General features: G+C 39.2%; 16 protein-coding genes. 7 read left to right on the forward strand and 9 right to left on the reverse strand.

Annotation, left to right across the window (positions count from 1 at the left end; genetic code table 11):
- Positions 1–143 precede the first annotated feature (143 nt).
- The 3 genes from AC0VZ5_RS08195 to AC0VZ5_RS08205 are packed head-to-tail and all read right to left on the reverse strand — an operon-like array spanning position 144 to position 2,942.
- Positions 144–1,352 (reverse strand): ABC transporter permease, encoded by a 1,209-nt coding sequence (locus AC0VZ5_RS08195; RefSeq protein WP_475472323.1) that lies wholly within the window; start codon positions 1,350–1,352, stop codon positions 144–146.
- On the reverse strand, positions 1,345–2,133 hold the full coding sequence (locus tag AC0VZ5_RS08200) for an ATP-binding cassette domain-containing protein (RefSeq protein ID WP_475472325.1): 789 nt from the start codon (positions 2,131–2,133) through the stop codon (positions 1,345–1,347). The genes AC0VZ5_RS08195 and AC0VZ5_RS08200 overlap by 8 nt, the downstream gene beginning before the upstream one ends.
- A complete protein-coding gene (locus tag AC0VZ5_RS08205; RefSeq protein WP_475472327.1) occupies positions 2,130–2,942 on the reverse strand; it encodes a DUF3025 domain-containing protein in 813 nt (270 codons plus the stop codon). Before AC0VZ5_RS08205 ends, AC0VZ5_RS08200 begins: the two co-directional genes overlap by 4 nt.
- A 107-nt stretch (positions 2,943–3,049) precedes the next feature.
- Here AC0VZ5_RS08205 and AC0VZ5_RS08210 point away from each other — a divergent pair, with 107 nt between their 5' ends.
- Both AC0VZ5_RS08210 and AC0VZ5_RS08215 read left to right on the forward strand, forming a co-directional pair.
- Positions 3,050–4,675, forward strand: a complete 1,626-nt coding sequence (locus AC0VZ5_RS08210) for a M28 family metallopeptidase (protein WP_475472329.1) — start codon at positions 3,050–3,052, stop codon at positions 4,673–4,675.
- Positions 4,676–4,763: 88 nt separating this feature from the next.
- Positions 4,764–5,933 (forward strand): putative manganese transporter, encoded by a 1,170-nt coding sequence (locus AC0VZ5_RS08215; protein WP_475472331.1) that lies wholly within the window; start codon positions 4,764–4,766, stop codon positions 5,931–5,933.
- 79 nt (positions 5,934–6,012) lie between these two features.
- On the opposite strand, the gene AC0VZ5_RS08220 is transcribed toward AC0VZ5_RS08215, so the two are convergent.
- The 6 genes from AC0VZ5_RS08220 to seqA form a co-directional block, all read right to left on the reverse strand.
- Positions 6,013–7,587, reverse strand: coding sequence for a dihydrolipoyllysine-residue acetyltransferase (locus AC0VZ5_RS08220; protein WP_475472333.1), 1,575 nt, complete (start codon positions 7,585–7,587; stop codon positions 6,013–6,015).
- 8 nt (positions 7,588–7,595) lie between these two features.
- Positions 7,596–8,573, reverse strand: a complete 978-nt coding sequence (locus AC0VZ5_RS08225) for an alpha-ketoacid dehydrogenase subunit beta (RefSeq protein WP_010390106.1) — start codon at positions 8,571–8,573, stop codon at positions 7,596–7,598.
- Positions 8,573–9,787, reverse strand: a complete 1,215-nt coding sequence (locus AC0VZ5_RS08230; RefSeq protein ID WP_008113789.1) for a thiamine pyrophosphate-dependent dehydrogenase E1 component subunit alpha — start codon at positions 9,785–9,787, stop codon at positions 8,573–8,575. Before AC0VZ5_RS08230 ends, AC0VZ5_RS08225 begins: the two co-directional genes overlap by 1 nt.
- A gap of 265 nt (positions 9,788–10,052) precedes the next feature.
- Positions 10,053–11,105: a succinylglutamate desuccinylase gene (gene astE / locus AC0VZ5_RS08235; RefSeq protein WP_475472335.1), complete on the reverse strand. Its 1,053-nt coding sequence runs from the start codon at positions 11,103–11,105 to the stop codon at positions 10,053–10,055.
- An 82-nt stretch (positions 11,106–11,187) separates the two neighbouring features.
- The gene (gene pgm / locus AC0VZ5_RS08240; RefSeq protein WP_464708670.1) at positions 11,188–12,825 is read right to left on the reverse strand and encodes a phosphoglucomutase (alpha-D-glucose-1,6-bisphosphate-dependent); all 1,638 of its coding nucleotides are present in this window, start codon (positions 12,823–12,825) and stop codon (positions 11,188–11,190) included.
- A gap of 9 nt (positions 12,826–12,834) precedes the next feature.
- Entirely contained in the window at positions 12,835–13,419 is a 585-nt protein-coding gene (gene seqA, locus AC0VZ5_RS08245) for a replication initiation negative regulator SeqA (RefSeq protein ID WP_464708669.1), read from the reverse strand.
- Positions 13,420–13,640: 221 nt separating this feature from the next.
- Between seqA and AC0VZ5_RS08250 the strand changes: the two genes are divergently transcribed.
- The 5 genes from AC0VZ5_RS08250 to fur all read left to right on the forward strand — a co-directional run bounded on the left by AC0VZ5_RS08250 (position 13,641) and on the right by fur (position 16,172).
- Positions 13,641–14,408, forward strand: a complete 768-nt coding sequence (locus AC0VZ5_RS08250; protein ID WP_475472337.1) for an alpha/beta fold hydrolase — start codon at positions 13,641–13,643, stop codon at positions 14,406–14,408.
- A 95-nt stretch (positions 14,409–14,503) separates the two neighbouring features.
- Positions 14,504–14,725 (forward strand): DUF2788 domain-containing protein, encoded by a 222-nt coding sequence (locus tag AC0VZ5_RS08255; RefSeq protein ID WP_008113777.1) that lies wholly within the window; start codon positions 14,504–14,506, stop codon positions 14,723–14,725.
- A gap of 2 nt (positions 14,726–14,727) precedes the next feature.
- A complete protein-coding gene (ybfE, locus tag AC0VZ5_RS08260; RefSeq protein ID WP_008113775.1) occupies positions 14,728–15,006 on the forward strand; it encodes a LexA regulated protein in 279 nt (92 codons plus the stop codon).
- Between the two features lie 13 nt (positions 15,007–15,019).
- Positions 15,020–15,547 (forward strand): flavodoxin FldA, encoded by a 528-nt coding sequence (fldA, locus tag AC0VZ5_RS08265; RefSeq protein WP_008113772.1) that lies wholly within the window; start codon positions 15,020–15,022, stop codon positions 15,545–15,547.
- 181 nt (positions 15,548–15,728) lie between these two features.
- Entirely contained in the window at positions 15,729–16,172 is a 444-nt protein-coding gene (gene fur / locus AC0VZ5_RS08270) for a ferric iron uptake transcriptional regulator (RefSeq protein WP_010390113.1), read from the forward strand.
- The last annotated feature ends 14 nt before the right edge of the window (positions 16,173–16,186 follow it).

Raw genomic sequence — 16,186 nt, forward strand, 5'->3', positions numbered from 1 at the left:
ATACAGCGGTTTTTTATTGATTGCTTATCTAGTAATTTTCAAACACAGAGCTTAAATTAAGCAAATAGCATTGTCTCATAATTAATAATTTATAAAAAAAGGTCGCTGTGCGACCTTTTTTTTATACTTTGCAATTTAGATGGTTATCTAAACAACACGTCTTCGCGGTTAAACCACTTAACACAAAATGCCAATAGTGCACCGGCTATCAGTGCCGTAGCCAAAAATATTAATCCCACCAGCGTGTAATCGACTGTGCCTTTAATAATTTCTTTAATCGCTAAAGCGACGTTAGTAACCGGAATAAAGGCTGTTTTAGCGGTCAGTTCCATATTAGGCATAATGGAGATAATAATTGGGAAAAATACCACCATACTTAATGGCGTCATGTAATTTTGCGCTTCTTTAAACGAACGTGCATAGATTGATATAGCCAATGCTAATGCAGAAAAAATAGCTGCAATTGGTAATAATAATACAAAAATCATCAGCAAGTCTGAAATGCCTAATGTACTAAACGCGGCTTTAATAAACTCTAGATCAGCAAATGCCAGTGCTAATGCAATCCAACACCCCATACTAATGACGGTGATAGTAGTTGATGCGATTGAAGTTGTGAGTAGAGTAATAAATTTACCCAATACTAGCTCAGTACGAGTAATGGGGGTAAGTAGTAAGGTTTCTAACGTGCCACGCTCTTTTTCGCCAGCGCCTAAATCAATTGCTGGGTAAGTTGCCCCCATCAGTACTAACGGGATAAGTAAATAAGGTAAAAAACCACCTACTTTTTCACCTAAGTTTTCACGTTTGTCTGCAGTATCAACTTTAACCACATTAATTGGCTTTAAAATAGATTGCTGAGCGCTTTTATCAATACCAAAGCTCAATAGTTTACTTTCTTGAAGTGTATCGCTGTACTCTTTAGCAAGCTCTTTTACTCGCTCAAATAAGAAGTTAATTGATTTTGAATCATTAAATACAACTTGCCATTCACTTTGCTTTTTATCATCTAATGTTTGCACTGCATCGCTTGGTAAGTATATGCCCATGTCGATATCGCCAGCAGTTACGCCTGCTTTTAGCTCCTCAACACTATTGAAGGTTTTATCGCCTTTATATAACTCAAAGCTTTTATGATAAAACACTTTATCAGTAAATTCTGGAGCAAAGTCGCCATTGATAATCGCATAGGTGTTTACCTTTTGCTCTGCATCAAGCGCGGCTTGTGAAGAAATAAACGCAACCACAGCAAATAACAACGGAAAAACCACTATCGGAAATACCACGACGAACAACAAGGTTTTTTTATCGCGTAGTAGCTCGGTTAATTCCTTTTTAAAAACTTCAAACATCTTGCTTCTCCGTTAATATGTTCATAAACGCTTGGTTTAATTCTTCGCTGTTACCGGCTTGTTTAAATTCACCGAGCGTGCCATCAAAACAACTTACACCTTCATTAATAACCGCTACACGGTCACATAAAAGCGCAACTTCATCTAAATGGTGCGTAGAAAAAATAACAGGAGTGCCTTGTGCTTTTAAGCCTTTAATAAAATTAATTACTGTTTGCGTAGTCATAATATCAAGCCCGGTAGTTGGCTCATCAAGAATAACAACGTCTGGGTGATGCACCACAGCACGCGCTATATTGGCTTTTTGTTTCATACCGGTTGATAAGTTTTCAGCGCGCTTATCAATAAATTTATGCATATCGAGTAAGGTAAATAACTCTTCACAACGTGCCTTGATCGCTTGCTTACTCATGCCATGTAGCTTTGCAAAATATTCGATATTTTCTTTTACCGTTAAACGGCCATATAAACCAGTAGAGCCAGACAAAAACCCAATAGATTTACGCCCAATGAGTGGCTTTTTAATTATGTCATTTCCGGCAATAGTAATACTGCCATCATCCGGTTTTAAAGCGGTTGAAATCATTCTTAAGGTGGTGGTTTTACCCGCACCATTAGGGCCCAGTAGCCCCAGCACTTCGCCTTTAGCACAGCTAAAGCTGACATTTTTAACCGAGTGAAAAAAGTCTTTATCTTCGCGTGGGTCTACTTCATCTGTTTTATTTTTTTTATGATCTTTAGTGAGCTTAAACTTCTTCTTAAGCGCTGTGACTTCTATCATTTTCGTGTCCTTCGTTTCGGTCTAAAATAGTCCGTGTTGTCGTAAAATGATGAATTGTTATTCTCCTCAAACCAACCAGGAACACCTAATAAGGGTAAGGGTGAAAGCTGTTTATTATCGGCTAAACAATCATCATTTTTAATCATCTCATAAAGTCGCTGATCTAGGTACTGGTACTGAGTTACTAAATCTTTACAAAATATTTCATCGGGTACATTCACAAATAATGCTTTTCCTGTGAGCCCAATATAAGGTTTGGTCAACATTTCGTAATTAGCGTGGCCAAACATGAATGGCGCTATAGTTTGACCCCACTGCTCTCTATGCGTTATAAATGCGGTTTTCCATTGATGGTCTCTTAAGCATGCTTTCCAATTAGAGTCACTAATAGCTAAAACTACGCCACACTCGTCAAACAGGGTTAATGCGTTACGATGTTTACTGCGTTGTTTTAAACCATGCACTGCTATTTCAGCTACATGACGCTGATTGATTAGGGCTTTTGTTTTTGGGAATAAACACCAAATAAAACCACCAAACAGATCATGCCAATTTTGCTGGCGAGTAGGTACTTCCCCAGTTTCAAAAATAACTTGTTCATAATAGCGCTCAGCAAAGTCAACCTTTGCATCATCGATAAAACGAATGGGGAGATTATTTGCGTTTATGGCATTTAAGTACGGGGCAAAATACGCAGGTTCTGGCCAGTCTGTTTGTTGATGAATTTTAAACAGCTGACGTAAGTGAGCAAATGCCCCTGTGTTTAGGCTCGTTACTTGGAATTGTTCTGGGGGAGTAAAACGCTTCATTGTTACCTTTACTGTACATTTTTATCCCTAACAGTTTACCGCAAAAACTGGTTCTAATTAACAGAAGTTCATATACTAGGGCCACTTAGAACAAAAAAAGAGCCAATATGAAACGTTATTTTTCTTTGACCTTAATCACAACCGCGATTCTAGCGGGTTGTGCAACAACAAGTATCACTTCTGACGATGTCGCGAAAGGCTATAACAGCATTCAAGCCGATGAAATTGCTAAGCATGTAAAAGTGTTAGCCTCTGATGAGTTTGGTGGTCGTGCTCCTTCATCTGAAGGTGAAAAGCTTACGCTTGACTACTTAACAAAAGAATTTACTGCATTGGGCTTTGAACCGGGTAACGGTGATAGTTTTTTCCAAGAAGTCCCGCTTGTATCATTAGAAGCAGGCTCTGACATGGTGCTTAATATTGGCGGTAAAAACTACCAATACAAAAAAGACATGGTAATGGGTAGTAGCCGTATAAGTGCACAAGAAGGGATTGAAAATTCAGAGTTGGTATTTGTCGGTTACGGTGTTAACGCACCTGAATATAACTGGAATGATTACGAAGGCCTAGATGTTAAGGGTAAAACCGTCGTGATGCTGGTAAATGATCCTGGTTTTGCAACTAAAGATCCTGATTTATTTACCGGTGATGCCATGACCTACTATGGCCGTTGGACTTATAAATACGAAGAAGCAAGCCGTCAAGGTGCAGCGGGGGCTATTATCATTCATGAAACAGCACCGGCGTCTTACCCTTGGTCAGTGGTTGAGAACTCGTGGAGTGGCGAGCAGTTTGGTTTTGTAAAAGATAATAACAACATGGATCGTGTTGCTGTTGAAGGTTGGGTTACTGTTGATGTAGCAAAAGAGCTATTTACTAAAGCAGGCCTTGATTTTGATACTGCTAAAGCAGAAGCAGCTAAAGGCGCTTACCATGTAGATATGGGCGATTTAGCTGCCACTGTGAATGTAAAAAATACCATCAAAAAATCGGTATCTTATAACTTTATTGCCACTCTTCCTGGTAGTAAAACGCCAGATGAGCATGTTATTTACTCTGCGCATTGGGATCATTTAGGAACGGATAAAAATCGTAAAGGCGATCAAATTTATAATGGTGCCCACGATAATGCCACAGGTACAGCCGGTATGATCGAAGTGGCTGAAGCCTTTACTAAACTAGGTAAACGCCCTGACCGCTCAATGACCTTTTTAGCGGTAACCGCTGAAGAACAAGGCTTGCTTGGCTCAAAATATTACGCCGCTAACCCGGTTATTCCAGCAAATAAAACCGTTGCTAATATTAATATGGATAGCTTAAACCTATTAGGAAAAGTAAAAGATATTAGTGTGGTGGGTATTGGGAAATCGCAAATGGATGAACTATTAGCAACTGCTGCAAAAGAGCAAGGCAGAACAGTATCAGGCGATCCTAAGCCATCTTCAGGTGGTTACTACCGCTCAGATCACTTTGCCTTTGCCAATATGGGTGTACCTGCTATGTATGCCGGTGGTGGTTCAGAAGCATTTGACGAAGAAACGGCTAATTATCGCAAGCGTATGAGTTTAGTATTGCGCGGTTGTTACCACCAGCCTTGTGATAGATATCGTGATGAGTGGGATTTATCAGGTGCGGTTCAAGATTTACAACTATTTTATAAAGTAGGTTTTGATATTTCACAGCAAACTCAATGGCCTACTTGGAATGAAAACTCAGAGTTTCAACGTAAATAAACGTTTTCAAGCAATTATCTAAATGATATTGATTATCATTTAATAAAATAGTACAGTGCGATCTAGTTTATTAATTAGGTCGTACTGTATGTTTTTAACAGAACATTTAGGAGTTATTTCGCCAGCTGCAAAACGTGTTTTTCATCAAAATAAACGCCTAATTTTACCCCTGTTAATTTTAGTTTGTTTAGCCCTGCCCAGCTTACGCACTATAACAATCACTGCACTTAGTGATGCTTTTTTTCAAGTCAGTGTGTTTGTTGCTGCGACCCTATTTATTTACTACTACGCGATTGATCATTTACCCCAACTAGAGCTTCGTTATCTAAATGCTAAGTCTCCTGTATTAGAGGTCAGCTTTGCTGCTTTTTTAGGTATGCTGCCAGGCTGTGGTGGTGCAATCATTGTGGTTACTCAATTTACCAAGGGACAAGCCAGCTTTGGGGCTATTGTTGCGGTATTAACGGCCACTATGGGTGATGCGGCGTTTTTATTATTAGCTACACGCCCTACTGATGGGTTAACGATAATGGCAATAGGCTTAGTCGTCGGAACGCTAACAGGCTTACTGGTTAATAAACTGCATAAAACAGGTTATCTATGTCCTACCAATCAAAAGCAAACACAACCAGTGACTGTATTGCCAACCAAAATAATAAAGTTGAGCAAGCCTATTTGGTTAATTGCTATTATTCCTGGATTACTGATTGCTTTTGTACTGGCGCTTAATATTGATTTAAGCCAATTTGGCAATCATGTAGTAAATGCGGTCAGTTTTTTTGGCGCATTAATGGCATTGTTTGTGGTGTTTATGTGGGCGCTATCATCAAAAGGTGAAAGCTATAAGGAAGTGACCTCAGAAGATGATGTATGCAGTCCGCCTTCAAAAATAACAAAAGTACTGCAAGATACTCATTTTGTAACTGCGTGGGTGGTTGCCTCCTTTGTGTTATTTGAACTACTGGTGAGCGTGTTTGGACTTGATTTAAAAACATGGTTTTTAAATTTTGCCTATTTAGCGCCGTTAATTGCGGTATTAATTGGCTTTTTACCCGGTTGTGGACCACAAATTATTGTCACCACGTTATACATTCAAGGCGTGATACCGTTTAGTGCTTTAGCAGCGAACGCGATTTCTAACGATGGCGATGCGCTTTTCCCTGCCATTGCTATGGCACCCAAAGCGGCCATTATTGCCACACTATATACCGCAGTTCCGGCGTTATTAGTTGGATATGGACTGTATTTTTTCAGCTAAATCGGTCTACCTTTTATTCATTACTTTTCAAGATATAAAAAAACCAGCTAATAAGCTGGTTTTTTATTAATGAAAAAAATTAGCGCATTGCCATCATCATTTTAGCTGGCTGCTCTAAGTATTCTTTCCATAAATTATTAAAGCGCGCTATCGTGCCGCCATCAATTACACGGTGATCACCTGACCAACTTACTTGCATAATTGCACGTGAAACTACCTGCCCATGCTGATCAAAGCGTGGAAGGTGCTGTAATTTACCAAGTGCAACAATCGCGACTTCTGGCTTATTTATGATTGGCGTTGCAATAGTGCCGCCAATTGCACCAATGTTAGAAATGCTAATAGTACCGCCCTTTAAATCATCAGGTGCAACTCGCCCTTCGCGAGCAGAATCAGTAAGCTGAGTTAAACTGTTAGCAACCTCTACAATGCTTTTAGTTTGACAAGCTTTAATATTAGGCACTAATAAGCCCACTTTAGAATCTACCGCAACCCCAATATTATGATCGTCATAGTAAGTAATTTCGCTACAATCATCATTTACTTTTGAGTTAAGTACTGGAAATTGACTCATTGCCAACGATAACGCCTTAATAAAGAATGGCATCATAGTTAACTTAACGCCCTGAGCTTTATATTGCTCTTTTAGATCTGCTCGAAGTGCAATTAAATCAGTTAAGTCAATTTCATCACTGTAGGTAAAGTGTGGAATAGTTGAAACCGACGCCACCATTTGTTTTGCCATTGCCGCTTTAATGCCTTTAATCGCTTCTGTTCGCGTTCCACCTGTGCTCGTTACATGTTCAGTGCTGCTGATTTTTTTACTCTCAGAAGCTTGTGGTTTATTAAGCTCAGAAGTATCCATACCAGATGGCACTTCATTTTTTATAAACGCTTCAATATCTTGTTTATAAATACGACCATTTTTACCACTGCCTGGTACGCAAGTTAAATCTACATCAAGCTCTCGCGCTTTACGTCTAACCGCAGGTGAGGCAACTGCTTTTTCGTTAACAATCGCAGTTTGTGGTTGTGTTTGTTTAGCCGGTGAATCGGTAGTTGCATTGCTTTGTGCTTTTACGACCGCTTGATTAACATCAACATCTTCTTTTGCGGCTTGACCTGCTATGGTCATTTGAAACAACGGGCTATGTACTTTGGCAATTTCACCTTTTTGATAATATAGCTTTTGTACAGTACCGGTATATTTAGCCGGTATCTGTACCAACGCTTTATCAGTCATTACATCACAAACAGCTTGGTCTTCTTCAATCTCATCGCCTTCTGCTACTAACCACTCTACAATTTCACACTCAACAATACCTTCACCAATATCGGGTAAGATAAAATCTTCTAAGTGTTCACGAGTAGATGTTGGTGCAGATGATGTTTCAGTCTTTTCGCTGGGTGCTTCCCCGGCAACATCCATTGCAAATAACGGCGCATGTACTTTAGCAATATCGCCTTTTTTGCAATGTAGCTTAGTGATCACCCCATCATGTACCGCAGGAATTTGCACTAAGGCTTTATCTGTCATCACATCACAAATAGGCTGATCTTCTTTTACTGTATCACCTTCTTGCACCAGCCATTCGACTACTTCGCATTCAACAATGCCTTCACCAATGTCAGGTAATATAAAATCTTTAGCCATGGAAACCCCTAAAAGTTCACTGATTGTTTAATTGCGGCCATTACTTTCAATGCATCTGGAACATATTCTTTTTCAAGCGCCAGCGGATATGGTGTATCTAAACCACAGACACGTAAAATAGGCGACTCTAAATGTAAGAAACACTCTTGAGCGATAGTTGCCGCAATTTCAGCGCCAAAACCATTGGTAATAGGTGCTTCATGACTAACAATAAGACGGCCTGTTTTTGTCACTGACTTAGCAATCGTTTCAACATCCCATGGTAGAATACTGCGAAGGTCAATTACCTCACAGCTTATACCTTGTTCGCTGGCTTGTTTAGCAGCTGCTTCTACAATTTCCATTTGTGCCCCCCACGCCAATAAAGTAACGTCAGTGCCCTCTTGAACCACTTCGGCTTTGCCTAGTTCAATGCTGTAATCTTCTTCTGGCACTTCACCCGTAGATGCACGATATAAGCGTTTTGGCTCAAAAAATAGCACTGGGTTATCGTCTTTAATACATGCGCGAAGTAAGCCTTTAGCTTGATAAGGATTACGCGGCACGACAATTTTTAACCCTGGCGTATGAGCAAAATATGCTTCTGGTGATTGCGAGTGATACAAACCACCAGCAATACCGCCGCCGTATGGTGTTCGTATTGTTAGATTACCCACGTTAAATTCATTACCGCTACGGTAACGAAACTTAGCAGATTCATTCACAATTTGATCAAACGCAGGAAAGATGTAATCAGCAAATTGAATCTCAGCAAGCGCTGGTGCACCAAATGCGGCCAATCCGTTAGCAAAACCTAAAATGCCTTGCTCTGTAAGCGGCGTGTTGAATACTCGGTGCTTACCGTATTTTTCTTGTAAGCCTGATGTTGCTCTAAAAACACCGCCAAAATAACCCACGTCTTCACCAAAAATACACGCTTGAGGGTGCTCATTCATAGTGATATCTAAAGCAGAATTAATTGCATGTAGCATGTTCATTTTAGCCATTACTTAATTCTCCCTGCTGTTGTTGGATAGGCATCAGGATGGGCTTTTATATGTGTTTTAAGCTCATCATATTGGCGTTGTAAAGATGGAATTGGCGTATCGTACACATCAGAAATCAGCTCTTCTAAGGCTGGTTTATCAATTACTTCAGCGCGTTTAAGTGCCGCTAAAATATCATCACGAATTGTTTCTTTGGCTTTTATATCTTCTGCGTCATCTAACCAGTTTTGTTTCACTAGCCATTTTCTAAAGCGCTCAATTGGGCACGCTTTATAGTTTGCTTCTTCGTCTTTTGAACGGTAGCCACTAGGATCATCTGATGTTGAGTGCGCCCCTAAACGATACGCTATCGATTCAATTAGTACAGGCTCACCTTGGGTTGCTGCAATTTCTCGGGCTTTTTTGGTTGCTGCGTAAACAGCGAGTGCATCGCTGCCATCAACACGTATGGTTTTAATACCATACCCTACGCCACGCGATGCAATACCATCACCTTTAAATTGTTCATCAGCTGGGGTAGAAATAGCATAACCATTGTTACGTGCAAAAAAGATAACCGGTGCCTTGTGCACTGCAGCCATGTTAAGACCTGCGTGAAAATCACCTTCTGAAGCGGCACCTTCACCAAAATAACAAATGGTGACGTTATCAATAGTGCTTGCTAGTTCACCTGTTTTAGCATCGATATGTTTTACTTTTTGACCGTATGCATAACCGGTGGCCTGTGGAATTTGAGTTCCTAAAGGCGATGAAATTGTCATGTAGTTAAGTGCTTTAGAACCATAATGGATCGGCATTTGACGGCCTTTACCAAGATCTAATTCGTTAGAAAACATCTGATTCATAAATTGGTCAAGCGTAAAACCACGGTAATGCAACGCCGCTTGCTCACGGTATTGCGCCATAATCATATCATCTTGATCAAGGGCTGCCGCAGAGGCTGTTACAGCAGCTTCTTCACCTAAACACTGCATGTAAAAGCTAACACGACCTTGACGTTGAGCACCCTGCATACGTTCATCCAATAAACGAATAAAACGCATGGTTTCGTATAATTTAATAGCGGTTTGTTTAGAAATGTCAGGTGCAGGAGCACTAGGATGAATGTCGCCGTCCTCAGTTAAAATACTAAGGGTTGGAATATTAAGTGCGTGGCCGTCGATGAACTCAAGCTTATGGTTAATATTCAGCGATACGTTATTGGGATTACTCATAACCTACCTTCTCTTGTTGTCGGTATCACAGTGCCCCTTTAAATTATTATTATGGGTGATTGTTGCTGAATAAACTTTGCAACATCTGCACTGTATTTAATTAAAGCTGCCAACACTTTACGTTAACGTAAAGTGTTATTCAACAAAACTGTGACCAAACAAAAGTAAATATTGAGCAAAAAACTGGCAAGTTAACTATACATATAATTAACCACTTATTAATCAGTTGGTTAAACTTTCATAACAAGTGGTCTGATGTGTTGAATTAGCTAAAACGACTATCCACCTGCATAGGCACAACCGTTAATAGTGCACGTTGTCCAATAGCAACTTGTGCGTTAGGAAAAATAATCGCTTCCCCTTCTACGTCCGCATAAATTGCATTATCACCATCAGTTGCTAAAAGCTCACCCTTTGCAAAGCCTGTAAAGTTCTCGGCATCATCAGAAAACGGGAAGCTAAAGTTTTGCTCTGTGCGGTTAATTGTGCGATGAACAGAAAACAACTCAAAGTCACTTGCATTAAATTTAGGGTATTCCACTTCTTTTTGACTAATTAATGCAGTTAATGTTTGCTTAGTTTTTGCAAAGCGCAACATGTCGTTTTCACCAAAGGGTTTTACTTGCCCAAGCTCAACGGTAAACGAATCAGCCCCATGCACAAACGATGAATAGTAGCTAAACGTGGTAGCGGGTGATTTCATCATTAATACCGTATTAACTCCGCAACTCAATAAAAACTGCAGTTGCGACTTTTTCCACGGCTTACCATGTAAAAATGGGTAAACAGCAAACTTTTCATTTTTAGAACCACGAATAGCGGTATGTAAATCATAATGACAGCGATACGTGTCCTGCTCTGAGCGTGCATAAAAATCGCTAACGTACTGTTCAAGTTTTGCAGCACGAACACGTTCGTCGTTCATCGCAATGCCATCAACAGTGTGGTGCCCATTAAATAAGCGATTTAAGTTCTCTTCTACAAAGCGTTTACCAATATTAATTGACTGAGGGTTACCAAAAATAAATAAAACCCGTTGTTGTAATTCAAGTTTTCCACTAATAATGTGTTTAATCAGTTCATCGCAAATTTCTATAGGTGCTGTCTCATTGCCATGAATTGCACTTGAAAGCACCACATTCTTTGACGTTATACAATCAGGCTCAAATTCAATTACACCGGTATCATGCACGGTTACTTGCGTATTATTATTAAGGGTAAATTGGCCTGCATCCAAATGCCATTCATAGTTTCGAGAAAGCGTTAAAAAATCACCATCTTGTTTTAATTGATTAATATATTCTGAAGTGGCTGACATCACTATAAAGCCCTTTTTGTTTTATAAATTGTAGATACAAAAACGGCTGAATAAATCAGCCGTTTTTAATTTTAATTGCAGACTAGCTAATTACTGAATCAACCAGTTTTTTAGCTTCTTTTTCTAATAAGGCTAAGTGCTCTTCGCCTTTAAATGATTCTAGATATATTTTATAAATATCTTCAGTACCTGAAGGACGCGCTGCAAACCAGCCACTTTCAGTTACTACTTTTAAACCACCAATTGCCGCATTATTACCTGGCGCATGAGTAAGTTTTTGTAAAATGGCTTCACCCGCTAAGGTATCTGCTTTTACGTCATTTGCACTGAGCGCTTTTAATCGTGATTTTTGCTCAGGCGTTGCCGGCGCATCTAAACGTTTATAAAGTGGCGCACCAAACTCTTGTTCTAGCTCTTTATATAACGCAGACGGTGTTTTACCTGTAACTGCAAGAATTTCAGCGGCAAGAAGCCCCATGATAAAGCCATCTTTGTCTGTACACCAAACGCTGCCATCAAAACGTAAAAAAGCAGCACCAGCACTTTCTTCACCACCAAAAGCCAATTTACCTTTATTTAACCCCTCAACAAACCATTTAAAACCAACCGGCACTTCTTTAACTTTACGGTTATTACGCTCAGTGACTTTATCAATCATTGAGCTAGAAACGAGGGTTTTACCAATTTCAACACCGGCATCCCAGTCACGATGCGTTAGTAAATAATCAATGGCTACTGCTAAAAAGTGATTTGGATTCATTAATCCATCAGGTGTTACTATGCCATGACGGTCATAATCAGGGTCATTGCCTATCGATAGATCAAAATCATCTTTAAGGGCAATTAAATTCGCCATTGAATAAGGTGATGAGCAATCCATACGAATTTTGCCATCTTTATCAAGTGGCATAAATGCAAAACGCGGATCAACACTGTCATTTACAACGGTTAAATCTAGATTGTATTTTTTTGCAATCACTGGCCAAAAGTTGATGCCTGAACCACCTAATGGATCGATACCTACTTTAATACCAGCATCACTAATCGCTTTTAAGTTAACAATATTTTCAAGATCATTAATGTACGGTGTCATTAAATCTTCATAGCGGATAAAACCAGAACGCGACGCTTTAGCAAATGGAAACAGTTCTACTTCAACTAAGTCTTCCATTAAAAGCTGATTGGCTCTATCTTCAATCCATTTTGTTACATCTGTATCTGCAGGACCGCCATTAGGAGGGTTATATTTGAACCCGCCATCTTCAGGAGGATTATGAGACGGAGTAACGACAATGCCATCGGCCAATTCATTTGGGTGATTTTTATTATAACTAACAATAGCGTGGCTAATTACTGGTGTTGGTGTGAAGTCGCCATTTTCTTGGGTGATCACTTGCACTTCGTTAGCAACGAGTACTTCTATTGCTGAGTTAAAGGCCGCTTCGCTTAATGCGTGGGTGTCTTTACCCAAAAATAATGGGCCAAATATATCGTTTTGCTTTCTGTAATCACAAATAGCTTGGGTGATTGATAATATGTGTGATTCATTAAATTTCACATCATATGCACAACCACGGTGCCCTGAGGTGCCAAAGGCAACACAATGCTCAGGGTTTTGCTCTAGATCAGGCTCATTTAAATAATACGCAGACACTAACTTTGGTACATTCACTAAAACCGATTGTGGTGCAGTTTTCCCTGCGCCGGAATGAATTGCCATGGTATTTCCTTAAAGATAATCACGAATTTTTTCAGCTTGCTCATTGCTATAGCCCAAGCTAAGTGCAACTTCATGCAGCATCATTTTTTTACGTGTAGTATTTGAATTTGTCATCACCCAATATTCACTATCGGTGATGTTTTTAGGGTTCATACTACTACCGCTATTCACTAAGTCTTCTTTACTGGTCGCAAAATAAACACGATCGCGGCCTTTGATATCAAGCACTGCTGAAAAGTCAGTTTTGTGCGTTCGGTAAAATGCACTTAATATAAATAAGAAACGACCAACAACACCTTTTTGCATTGCCAGTTCTTCTTTATTTAAAATATTAAATACGTTTGCATTCTTTTTATTTACTGGCACTTTCGCCACAGAGGCTGGCTGTTCAACGGCTGCGACTTGTTGTTCTTCAGATGAATTAGACACACTAACGGTTTCATTTTTATGATCAGTGTCTGATTTTGTGGTGTGAATTTTTTCGCCGCTGAGATTTAATAAACGACGTAAAATAGTCGATGCACTTTCACCAATACTCTGGGTATTGCTAGCAATGTACTGATATAACTCGTCGTCTATGTCGATTTGTTTCATGTTCTTCCTGTCATTACGGGCCACATTTTTCTTTCGATATGATTATACCCAATCCAGTTAGAAATGCGAGTTACAACCCACGCTACCCTAAACATATAATTAATAATGACCAAATAATCAGAGAGCTAGGTATTTTACATCCAGCGTTTAAATAATATCTGTATTTTTTGCTTTTTTAGTTAATGCTCGGCAAACTATGCGCAAAATTATGGGAGACGTTTATGCAATTAAATTACAAACAAATTGGTCAAGGTCCTGATGTTGTTTTGATCCATGGACTGTTTGGCTCATTAGAAAACCTTAATGTGATTGCAAAGCCATTAAGTGAACACTTTTGCGTAACCAATGTCGATTTACGTAACCACGGCCTTTCCCCACACAGTGATGAAATGGATTACCTAGCCATGGCCAATGACATTGTGGAATTAATGGCGAAATTGAAAATACAAAAAGCGCACCTTGTAGGGCATTCCATGGGCGGTAAAGTGGCTATGCAAGTTGCATTAAACCATAGCGACTTGGTCGATAAATTAGTGGTACTTGATATCGCCCCAGTTAGCTACCCGGCTCGTCATACCCAAATCATTGAGGCATTAAATGCAGTGAAAAATGCCGGTATTAATGATAGAAAGCAAGCTGATTTAGTAATGCAACCGTATATAGAAGAGTTAGGTGTACGTCAATTTTTACTAAAGAGTTTATATAAAAATGATGCAGGGAAACTTGTTTGGCGATTCAATTTATCAGTACTTGACAATAAATATTCAACAATTACCGACAACATTAATGCAAATAATTCTTGTTTATGCGAAACTCTGTTTATTAAAGGTAATGACTCTGACTACATATTAGCTGAGCATCGTGAAGCAATTAATGCGCTGTTTAAAAATGTAAGTGCAAAAATCATTCATGGTGCGGGTCATTGGTTGCACGCCCAAAAACCACAGGCTGTAAACAAAGCAATCAATGATTTTTTAATGGCAATTTAAAGTTATTTTTGTGGCGTGTTTTTGATTTATCACACTAAATAATTAAAGATTTATGTGCTATAGTACGCGCCGTTTAATTTAAAGGTTATACGTCGATGGTCAGTCAGTTTATTAACGAATTTGATACCTTAGGGTTGTATTTTGGCTTAGCAGGTATTTTTATTTTTATCGGCTTGGCAATTAAAGATGTACTGAAAAGCGGCAATGTGCCTAAATTTGGTCGTTATATTGTGTGGCTGGTACTTTTTTTAGGTTGCTCTGGCTTTATTGCCAAAGGACTTATTCAGGTATTTTGGCAAGGTGCGGGTGTAGGTTAAGCATGGCCAAGTCAGAAACAGATAGAACAACGCTTGATTTATTTGAATACGAGAAACGTCCAGGTAGACCGAAAACCAATCCCCTTCCACGGGATATGCAGTTAAAGGTCAATAAACGTAATCAAATAAAAAGAGATAAAGCACGTGGTTTAAAGCGTGTTGAATTTAAAGTTTCGTCACAGTTGTATCAGGCTTTGAGTGATATGGCAGATGCACAAAATATTAGCCGTAGTGCGTTGATCGAAACAATTTTACAAGAAAGATTGGCTATTGATAGATAAAAGGTTTAAATCCATGGCAAGTGTAGGCATTTTTTTCGGAAGTGACACAGGTAACACAGAACACGTAGCAAAAATGATCCAAAAAGAATTGGGTAAAAAGCTCGTTGCTGTGCATGACATTGCAAAAAGCTCTAAAGAAGAGATTGCTGAATTTGATCTGATCTTATTCGGCATTCCAACTTGGTACTATGGCGAAGCGCAGTGTGATTGGGATGACTTTTTTCCTGAGCTTGAAGAAGTAAGCTTTGAAGGCAAGCTAGTGGCTATTTTTGGCTGTGGCGATCAAGAAGACTATGCAGAATACTTCTTAGATGCAATGGGTATGATCAACGATATCGTAACAGAGCGTGGAGCTATTGTTGTTGGACATTGGCCAACAGACAGCTATGATTTTGAAGCATCAAAAGGCATGGCTGATGACAAGCATTTTGTAGGCTTAGGTATTGATGAAGACCGTCAGCCGGAACTAACCGAGCAACGCGTTAAACAATGGTGTGCTCAAGTATATGATGAAATGTGCTTAAGTGAGTTAGCAGATTAATCCCCCCTTATTATGCTAACTGTTTAAAATATTATCAAACAGTTAGCATTTTCCGCGTTAATATTGATATAGATCAATTGTTCTTTGCACTTCCTGCTAAGGCACGTTATCCTAACTATTATTGTGACGAGTACATCTTGCAAGATGTCTAGTATAACTAAATAAAATTGAGACAGATTTAATGACTGATCATAACTTGGAACTTAAAAAAGCCGGGCTAAAGGTAACTTTACCGCGTATTAAAATTTTAGAGATTCTTCAATCTCCAGATAACCAACACATAAGCGCTGAAGATGTTTACAAGGTTTTATTAGATCTGGGCGAAGAAATTGGTCTTGCGACTGTTTACCGTGTTTTAAATCAATTTGATGATGCGGGCATTGTTAGCCGTCATCATTTTGAAGGTGGCAAGTCTGTATTTGAACTTTCGGGCAGTACTCACCATGACCACTTAGTGTGTTTAAAGTGTGGCAAGGTTGTTGAGTTTGAAGATGACTTGATTGAACGTCGTCAACTTGAGATTGCTGAAGAAAACGGTATTAAGCTAACTAACCACTCTCTTTACCTATACGGTGAGTGTGAAGATAAAGATGCATGTAAGGCGTTTGCACAAAACAACAGTTAATTTTTATTAATTGC

It is taken from the genome of Pseudoalteromonas sp. QJM3NY_12 (assembly GCF_056173165.1).